Annotated in this window: 8 protein-coding genes; 3 read left to right on the top strand and 5 right to left on the bottom strand. The window is 68.0% G+C overall.

Going from position 1 to position 8,963, the window contains the following annotated elements:
• Nucleotides 1-1,714: ATP-binding cassette domain-containing protein (locus G3O00_RS36720; RefSeq protein WP_241025506.1), on the top strand; the 1,714-nt coding region annotated here is incomplete at its 5' end.
• Between the two features lie 211 nt (nucleotides 1,715-1,925).
• Here the strand turns inward: G3O00_RS36720 and G3O00_RS36715 are convergent.
• From G3O00_RS36715 to alr, 3 genes are all read right to left on the bottom strand, one after another.
• On the bottom strand, nucleotides 1,926-2,192 hold the full coding sequence (locus G3O00_RS36715) for a DUF2866 domain-containing protein (RefSeq protein ID WP_011352477.1): 267 nt from the start codon (nucleotides 2,190-2,192) through the stop codon (nucleotides 1,926-1,928).
• Between the two features lie 146 nt (nucleotides 2,193-2,338).
• A complete protein-coding gene (radA, locus tag G3O00_RS36710) occupies nucleotides 2,339-3,715 on the bottom strand; it encodes a DNA repair protein RadA (RefSeq protein WP_206145937.1) in 1,377 nt (458 codons plus the stop codon).
• Nucleotides 3,716-3,726: 11 nt separating this feature from the next.
• Entirely contained in the window at nucleotides 3,727-4,797 is a 1,071-nt protein-coding gene (gene alr, locus G3O00_RS36705; protein WP_011352479.1) for an alanine racemase, read from the bottom strand.
• Between the two features lie 218 nt (nucleotides 4,798-5,015).
• Here alr and lplT point away from each other — a divergent pair, with 218 nt between their 5' ends.
• Nucleotides 5,016-6,323, top strand: coding sequence for a lysophospholipid transporter LplT (lplT, locus tag G3O00_RS36700; protein ID WP_011352480.1), 1,308 nt, complete (start codon nucleotides 5,016-5,018; stop codon nucleotides 6,321-6,323).
• A 58-nt stretch (nucleotides 6,324-6,381) separates the two neighbouring features.
• A complete protein-coding gene (gene thiD, locus G3O00_RS36695; RefSeq protein WP_206145936.1) occupies nucleotides 6,382-7,191 on the top strand; it encodes a bifunctional hydroxymethylpyrimidine kinase/phosphomethylpyrimidine kinase in 810 nt (269 codons plus the stop codon).
• 18 nt (nucleotides 7,192-7,209) lie between these two features.
• On the opposite strand, the gene G3O00_RS36690 is transcribed toward thiD, so the two are convergent.
• Nucleotides 7,210-8,175 (bottom strand): DUF1853 family protein, encoded by a 966-nt coding sequence (locus G3O00_RS36690; protein WP_206145935.1) that lies wholly within the window; start codon nucleotides 8,173-8,175, stop codon nucleotides 7,210-7,212.
• Nucleotides 8,172-8,963 (bottom strand): uracil-DNA glycosylase (locus G3O00_RS36685; RefSeq protein WP_241025505.1); only part of this gene is annotated, 792 nt, incomplete at its 5' end. The genes G3O00_RS36690 and G3O00_RS36685, both read right to left, overlap by 4 nt.

The following is an 8,963-nucleotide window of genomic DNA, read 5'->3' as shown; positions in this document are numbered from 1 at the left end:
GCGCGCGGTCGGCTCGGGGTGGCTCGATTACCGGGTGGGCGGCGAGGCTGTGTGGGGCGGGTTCGAGGGGCGCATCGCGGCCGCCGCCGCCGCGCATGACGGCGCCGCGGAGTCGGACGCGCACGCGGCGTTGGCTGACGCCGACGGCTACACCGCGCCTGCCCGCGCCGAGGCGCTGCTGCTCGGCCTCGGCTTCACGCTCGCGCAGACGCGCGAATCCGTCGCCAGCTTCTCCGGCGGCTGGCGCATGCGCCTGAACCTCGCGCAGGCGCTGATGTGCCGTTCCGACCTGCTGCTGCTCGACGAACCGACGAACCACCTCGACCTCGACGCGATCGTCTGGCTCGAAGACTGGCTGCACCGCTACCCCGGCACGCTCGTCGTGATTTCGCACGACCGCGAATTCCTCGATTCGATCTGCAATGTCACGCTGCACCTGGAAAACCGCCAGGTGAAGCGCTACGGCGGCAACTACTCGCAATTCGAAGTGCTGCGCGCGCAGCAACTGGCGCTGCAGCAAAGCGCCTACGAAAAGCAGCAGAAGACGATCGAGCACCTGCAGAGCTTCGTCGACCGCTTCAAGGCCAAGGCGACCAAGGCCAAGCAGGCGCAGAGCCGGATGAAGGCGCTCGAGAAGATGGAGCTGATCGCGCCCGCGCACATCGCGTCGCCGTTCACGTTCGAATTCCGCATGCCCGATGCCGCGCCGAACCCGATGATGGTGATGGAAGACGTCCGCTGCGGCTACCACGCCGACGGCGGAGCGGAAATCCCGATCGTCGAGCGCGTCGCGCTGTCGATCCAGAACGGCCAGCGCATCGGCCTGCTCGGCGCGAACGGCCAGGGCAAGTCGACGCTGATCAAGACGCTGGCCGGCACGCTCGCACCGCTGTCGGGCCACGTCCGCGACGGCAAGGGGCTGACGATCGGCTATTTCGCGCAGCACCAGCTCGAAACGCTGCGCGAGGACGATTCGCCGCTCGCGCATCTGGCGCGGCTCGCGCCCGACACCCGCGAGCAGGAGCTGCGCGACTTCCTCGGCGGCTTCAACTTCTCGGGCGACATGGCGACCACCCCGGTCGGGCCGTTTTCGGGCGGTGAAAAGGCTCGCCTCGCGCTCGCGCTGATCATCTGGCAGAAGCCGAATCTGCTGCTGCTCGACGAACCGACCAACCACCTCGACCTCGAAACGCGTCATGCGCTGACGATGGCGCTCGCGCAGTTCGAAGGCACGCTGATCCTCGTCTCGCACGATCGCCACCTGCTGCGCGCGACGACCGACCAGTTCATGCTGGTCGCGAAGCACCGGCTGCAGCCGTTCGACGGCGACCTCGACGACTACCGCGACTGGCTGCTGCAGCACGCGGCCGAGCAGCGCGCCGCCGCGAAGGCCGACAGCGCGGCTTCGTCGAGCGCGGGCGCTGCGGCCAATCGCAAGGACCAGAAGCGTCAGGCCGCCGAGGAGCGGCAGCGCCTGTCGGTGTTGAAGAAGCCGCTGCAGACGCGCATCACGAAGCTCGAAAAGGAAATGGAGACGCTGCACGCGGAGAAGGCGCGCCTCGACACATTCGTCGCCGATCCGGCGAGCTACGAAGCCGAGCGCAAGACGGAACTGACCGACGCGATCCGCAAGCTCGGGGACGTCAACACGCGTCTCGAAACGGTCGAGGCCGACTGGCTCGCCGCGCAGGAAGAGCTCGAGCAGATCGGCTGACCGCCGTCGCGGTGCGGCCGGCCGATACCGATGCGCCGGTCAGCCCGGCATCCCGGCTGCCTTGGAGCAGCGGTACCTTGGTATCGCTGCCCCTCGACAGACCATCGGGCCCTTTGCGGGCCCGGATACGACAAGGCCGGGCGCAAGAGCCCGGCCTGTTCATTCATTACCGTCGTCACTCGGTTCCGCGGCTGTTCGCCAAACCACCGGCTCAACGTCGCGGCAACGTGTCGCGCGGCATCTGCTCGTCGTCGCCCATCAGGTGCCGGCGCCCTTCGGTCGGCCGGCGGATCGCCGCGGCGACTTCCGCTTCCGTCACGTCCTCGGACACGACCTTGCGCGCCAGGCGCCCCTCTTCGTCGATCCATTCGACGATCCGGCATCCGCCGCCCCAGGGCTGGCGAATCGGCTCCGACACGCGGCAGCCACGCAGGTTGTAAAGGCTTCCGCTCGGCGCTTCCCCGTACGATTTCAACATAGGATCCCTTCGCATTGCGCGGTTCGACAATCCGGCAAAGGATAGGGAAAAGCGATGTCCGGCGGGTTACAGAACCCTACATCTTCTTTACAACGAATTACGCGACAGATCGCCCGCGCGCTTGGCCCGGGCGCCTGCCGGGCCGGTTACTCGAGATCGCGCACGCGGTCGATCGCCTGTTCGAGCCGATCGACCGCCATCACGTTCAGCCCTTCGATCGGCTGCTTCGGCGCATTCGCCTTCGGGATCAGCGCGGACGTGAAGCCGAGCTTCGCGGCTTCGCGCAGCCGCTCCTGCCCGCGCGGCGACGGCCGGATCTCGCCCGCCAGCCCCACTTCGCCGAACACGATCAGCCCTTTCGGCAACGCCTTGTTGCGCATCGACGAATGGATCGCGAGCAGCACCGCGAGGTCGGCGGCCGGCTCGGTGATCTTCACGCCGCCAACCGCATTGAGGAACACGTCCTGGTCGAAGCACGCGATGCCCGCGTGCCGGTGCAGCACCGCGAGCAGCATCGCAAGCCGGTTCTGCTCGAGGCCGACCGCGAGCCGGCGCGGGTTCGGCACGTGCGCCGTATCGACGAGCGCCTGGACTTCGACGAGCAGCGGGCGCGTGCCTTCCTGCGTGACGAGCACGCACGAGCCGGGCACGACCTGCTCGTGCTGCGACAGGAACAGCGCGGACGGATTCGCGACGCCGCGCAGCCCGCGCTCGGTCATCGCGAACACGCCGAGTTCGTTGACCGCACCGAAGCGGTTCTTGAACGCACGCACGAGCCGGAACGACGAATGCGTGTCGCCTTCGAAGTACAGTACCGTGTCGACGATGTGCTCGAGCACGCGCGGGCCGGCCAGGTTGCCCTCCTTCGTCACGTGCCCGACCATGATGATCGCGGCGCCCGACTGCTTCGCGATGCGCGTGAGCTGCGCCGCGCACTCGCGCACCTGCGCGACCGAGCCCGGCGCCGACGTGAGCGCTTCCGAATAGACGGTCTGGATCGAGTCGATCACGGCGACATCCGGCCGTTCCGCATCGATCGCGGCCTGGATCTTTTCGAGCTGGATCTCGGCGAGCAGCTTCAGTTCGTCCGCCACCGCACCGCCGTCGAGCAGCGCCAGCCGTTGCGCGCGCAACGCGATCTGCGCGGCCGATTCCTCACCGCTGATATAGAGCGCGCGCCGCTCGTTCGCAATGTCCGCGAGCGACTGCAGCAGCAGCGTCGACTTGCCGATGCCGGGATCGCCGCCGATCAGCACGACGCCGCCCGGGACCAGCCCGCCGCCGAGCACGCGGTCGAATTCGCCGATGCCGGTCGAGAAGCGCGGCACGTCGGCCGCTTCGATGTCGACGAGACGCTGGACGGGCGCCCGCTTCGCGAGCGACTGGAACCGATGGGCAGCCGGCGCCTCGGCGACCGACTCAACCAGCGTGTTCCAGGCCTGGCACGACGGGCATTGGCCCTGCCACTTCGGGGTCTGTCCGCCGCACTCGCTGCAGACGTATACGGTTTTCTGTTTGGCCACGCGCGACGCCCTTATTCCGCGCGCACGGGCACGCGGCCGGCGACCGCGCACATCAGCTCGTAACCGATCGTGCCGCAATGGCGGGCGACGTCGTCAATCGGCAGCGCGTTGCCCCACAGCTCGACGCGCGCGCCGACACCGGCCTGCGGGCACGGGGACAGGTCGACGGTGATCATGTCCATCGATACGCGACCGACGATCCGCGTGCGGATGCCGTCGACGATCACGGGCGTGCCTTCGGGCGCGACCCGCGGATAGCCGTCCGCGTAACCGCACGCGACCACGCCGATCCGCATCGGCGCCTGCGCGGAGAACGTCGAGCCATAGCCGATGGCCTGGCCCTTCGCGATCGTCTGCACCGCGATCAGCTCGGACGCGAGCGTCATCGCAGGCTTCAGCCCGGTATCGGCGATGTCGGACGACAGCCCGGACGGCGACGCGCCGTACAGCACGATCCCCGGGCGCACCCAGTCGAAGTGCGTGTCCGGATGCCACAGCACGGCTGCGGAGTTCGCGAGGCTGCGCGCGCCGGCAATGTTTTCCGCGCCGCGCTCGAACGTCGCGAGCTGCTCGGCGACGCCGCGCTCGTTGTCCGCATCCGAAAAATGGGTCATCAACGTGATCTGGCCGATGCCGTGGCACGCGCGGGCGCGCTCCCATGCGGCGCGGTATTTTTCCGGCAGGTAGCCGAGCCGGTTCATCCCGCTGTTCATCTTGAGCTGCACGTTGACGGGCTTCGACAGCCGCGCCGTCTCCAGCATCCGCATCTGCTCGTCGTTGTGGACGGTCGTCGTCAGGCTGTAGCGGTCGATCACGTCGATGTCGGTCGAGCGGAAGAATCCTTCGAGCAACAGGATCGGGCCGGCCCAGCCGAGCTCGCGCAGCTTGACGGCCTCGTCGAGGTCGAGCAGGCCGAAGCCGTCGGTGCCGCGCAGGCCGGGAAACGCACGGGCGAGACCGTGACCGTACGCGTTGGCCTTGACGACCGCCCAGACCTTGGACGGGCCGGCAAAGCGGCGGACGACAGAGAGATTGTTCGCGAGAGCGGCGGTATGGATGGTGGCGGAGATCGGGCGCGGCATGGGAAATTTACGTAAAGACGCTTGCGAATCATCAGCTTACCGCGCCTTTTGAGCACTGAAGCCGACAATTTGCGGAACGATCGGGGAATCTTGCTAGTCCGAATTGGCGTATTTTCATGTTATAAAGCCGTGCGCACAACCCATTTCGAACGGAATAAGCCGATCGCATACCAGGCGGCCTACGCGGCCCTGCCGCAGCGACGAAAGCATCGCATCAGATGAAAAAAGGTTTTTACACCATCATGGCCGCGCAGTTTTTCTCGTCGCTGGCCGACAATGCGCTCCTCATCGCCGCCATCGCCCTGCTGAAAGACCTCCACGCCCCCAACTGGATGACACCGCTGTTGAAGCTGTTCTTCGTGTTGTCCTATGTGGTGCTGGCGGCCTATGTCGGCGCCTTCGCGGATTCGCGCCCGAAGGGCCGCGTGATGTTCATCACCAATTCGATCAAGGTCGTCGGCTGCATGATCATGCTGTTCGGCGCCCACCCGCTGATCGCGTACGGGATCGTCGGTTTCGGCGCGGCGGCCTACTCGCCCGCGAAATACGGCATCCTCACCGAGCTGCTGCCGGCCGACCGGCTGGTCGCCGCGAACGGCTGGATCGAAGGCACGACCGTCAGCTCGATCATTCTCGGCACCGTGCTGGGCGGTGCGCTGATCAGCCCGCACATCGCGTCGCACGTGATCGCGCACACGCCCGCCTGGATCGGCACGCCCGCCGAAGCGGCGATGGCGATCATCATGGCGATCTACGTGATCGCCGCGCTGTTCAACCTGCGCATCCCCGATACCGGCGCCCGCTACCCGAAGCAGGAACGCGGCCCGGTCAAGCTCCTCACCGATTTCGCCGACTGCTTCATGGTGCTGTGGCGCGACAAGCTCGGCCAGATCTCGCTGGCAGTCACGACGCTGTTCTGGGGCGCGGGCGCGACGCTGCAGTTCATCGTGCTGAAGTGGGCTGAAGTGTCGCTCGGCATGTCGCTGTCGGAAGGCGCGATCCTGCAGGCCGTGGTCGCCGTCGGCGTCGCGGCAGGCGCAATCGCTGCCGCCGCCCGAATCCCGTTGAAGAAGTCGCTGTCCGTGCTGCCCGTCGGCATCATCATGGGCATCGCGGTGATGCTGATGGCGTTCTACACGCGCGACCTGTTCCCGTCGCACTGGGCCGTGCACATCGGCCACCTGCGCATGCCCGTGTACCTGATCATCGCGTACATCTTCCTGATGTGCGTCGGCGCGTTGTCCGGCTACTTCGTCGTTCCGATGAACGCGCTGCTGCAGCATCGCGGCCACGTGCTGCTGTCGGCCGGCCACTCGATCGCGGTGCAGAATTTCAACGAGAACCTGTCGGTGCTCGTGATGCTGTGCCTGTATGCGGTGCTCGTGTGGCTCGACGTGCCGGTCGGCGTCGTGATCGTGCTGTTCGGCACGTTCGTCTGCCTGACGATGTGGCTCGTGATGCGCCGCCACCAGGCGAACCAGCGTCAGTTCGACTCGGTCGCGCTGATCGGCGAATCGCGGCACTGACGCTACACTTTCCGTTTCCGTCCGCCGGCGCCGGTCCTCGAACCGGCGCGTTGCCCTCATGACGCACCCGATACCCAACATCCTGACGATCGCCGGCTCCGATTCGGGCGGCGGCGCAGGCATCCAGGCCGACCTGAAGACCTTTTCCGCGCTCGGCGCGTATGGCGCGAGCGTGATCACGGCGCTGACCGCCCAGAACACGCGCGGCGTGACCGGCGTGCATGCGCCGGATGCGGCATTCGTGACTGCGCAGCTCGACGCGGTGTTCGGCGATATCCGCATCGATGCGGTCAAGATCGGCATGCTCGCGAACGCGGCGATCGTGCACGCGGTCGCCGACGCGCTGTGCCGTTACGCGCCGCGCTTCGTCGTGCTCGACACGGTGATGATCTCGAAAAGCTCGCACGCGCTGCTCGCGCCCGATGCCGTCGACGCGCTGCGCGATGCGCTGCTGCCGCTCGCGACAGTCGTGACGCCGAACCTGCCCGAAGCCGCCGCGCTGCTGAACGATGCGTCCGCAACCACCGAAGACGACATGGTCCGGCAAGGTCAGGCCTTGTTACAGACGGGTGCGCGCGCCGTGTTGATGAAAGGCGGCCACCTGCCCGACGCGTCCGCGAGCCCCGACTGGCTCGTCGAAGCGACACGCACCGTGCGGCTCGACGGCGTACGCGTGCCCGTCAGCAACACGCACGGCACCGGCTGCACACTGTCGTCGGCGATCGCCGCGCTGCTGCCGCAGCAGCCCGACCTCGAAAGCGCGGTGCGCGAAGCCAAGACCTACCTGACCGGCGCGATCGCCGCGAGCGGCCACCTCGACGTCGGCCACGGCGTCGGCCCCGTCCATCACTTCCATCGCTGGTGGTGAGGGCCGGCTGACGCGGCGTCAGTGATCCTGCGCCGCGAACGCCTGGGCGCGTACCGGCCAGTCGTCCGGCACGACGAAGCCGCGCGCCATTTCGCGCCACGTGCCGTCACTGTCCTTTTCATGAATGCCGATCAGCGCGGGCGCCTCACGTGCCGTCAGCATGGACGGCAGTTCCAGAGCGGCCGCCAGCGGCTCGGGTTCGAATCCGCTACCGGCGGCGGTCCGTCGCGGCGCGAGCCACGCCAGCCGCGGCAACACGCTCCATGCGACACCGGCACGTTGCGCGGCCGCCCAGGACGGCCACTGCGCATGAGTCAGCCAGAAGCCGTGCGGGTGATCCGGCGCGATTTCCGCGGACACCGACGGCAACGGCACGCCGTGCGGATAGAACAACCAGCCCTTGATGAACATCTGCGCCGCGGACGGCGCGCCGTAGCCGAGCCGCGCGAACCCGTCGCGATCGCCTAGCCGCAGCTGGTGCTCGAGTAACCGGCGGCGCTTGCGGTCGAACCGGTCGACGAGGTTGGGGCCGACGAAATCGGCGAGCGATGCGCCGGCTTGCACCGGCGCGCACAAATAGCACTTCACCGCGAGTTCCCAGTGCAGGCGCTGCCCGTCCGGTGCATCGACGAGAAAATCGACTTCGCCGAGCGTCTTGCCGTTGCTGCGCAGCGGCAGATTGGCCGCGACGAGCCGCAGCGACGGCCCGTGCGTCAGGAAATACTCGAGCAGGCATTCGGCGTAGCGGCCGAGCCGGGTGGGCCGGAAGCCGTCGAGCGCGCGATGCAGCGGCTCGGGCTGCGCATCGAGCGCGGCGAGCCACGCTTCAACGCCCGACTGTCCGGCCGTATCCAGCCACGGGCGCGCAAGCGGCGCGTCCGGCACCGCGGTGAGCAGGCTCGGGCTGGCCAGCAGCCAGCCCAGATCCCGAACCGCGACGTCGTGCAGCGTATCGACGAATGCGAACGCCGCGCCGGTCGTCATTGTCCGGCCGGTCCGTTCGCGTCGGCGCCCTCGGCACGCTGGAACGTATCGCGCGCGAGGCACAGGTCGGCCCATGCCTTCGACTTGTCCTGCAGGCTGCGCAGCAGGTACGCCGGGTGGTAGGTCACGATCACCGGCACGCCTTCGTACGCATGCACGCGGCCGCGCAGCGACGCAATGCTCGCGTCCGTCTTCAGCAGCGTCTGCGCGGCGAAGCGGCCGAGCGCGACGATCAGCTTCGGCTTCACGAGCGCGACCTGGCGCTGCAGATAGGGCTCGCAGCTCGCGACTTCGTCCGGCTCCGGATTGCGGTTGCCCGGCGGCCGGCACTTGATCACGTTCGCGATGTACACGTTGTCGCCGCGCTTGAGCGACAGCGACTGCAGCATGTTGTCGAGCAGCTTGCCGGCCTGGCCGACGAACGGCTCGCCCTGCTTGTCCTCGTTCTCGCCCGGCGCTTCGCCGATCAGCATCCAGTCCGCTTCGCGGTCGCCGACGCCGAACACGGTGTTGGTCCGCTTCTCGCACAGCCGGCAAAGCGTACAGTCCGACACGCGCGCGGCCAGCGCGTCCCAGTCGAGCGCGGCAACCGGCGTACCGACGGGGCGCGATTCGGCCACCGGCACGGGATCGCCCGGCGGCGCCGCATCGAACCACGCGAAATCGTCGGGTCCGGCAGGCGGCATGTCGTCCATCGGCGGCATCGTGTCGGTCGACGCGACCGGCGTGGCCGCTACTGGCGTGCGATCGCCGTCGTCGACGCGGCGCGACGGGGCGGCGGCCGGCTC

Source organism: Burkholderia sp. Ac-20384, from assembly GCF_017104605.1.
Classification (GTDB): domain Bacteria; phylum Pseudomonadota; class Gammaproteobacteria; order Burkholderiales; family Burkholderiaceae; genus Burkholderia; species Burkholderia lata.
The sequence above is the reverse complement of the archived record's forward strand: the minus strand, read 5'-3'. Positions and strand labels throughout refer to the sequence as shown.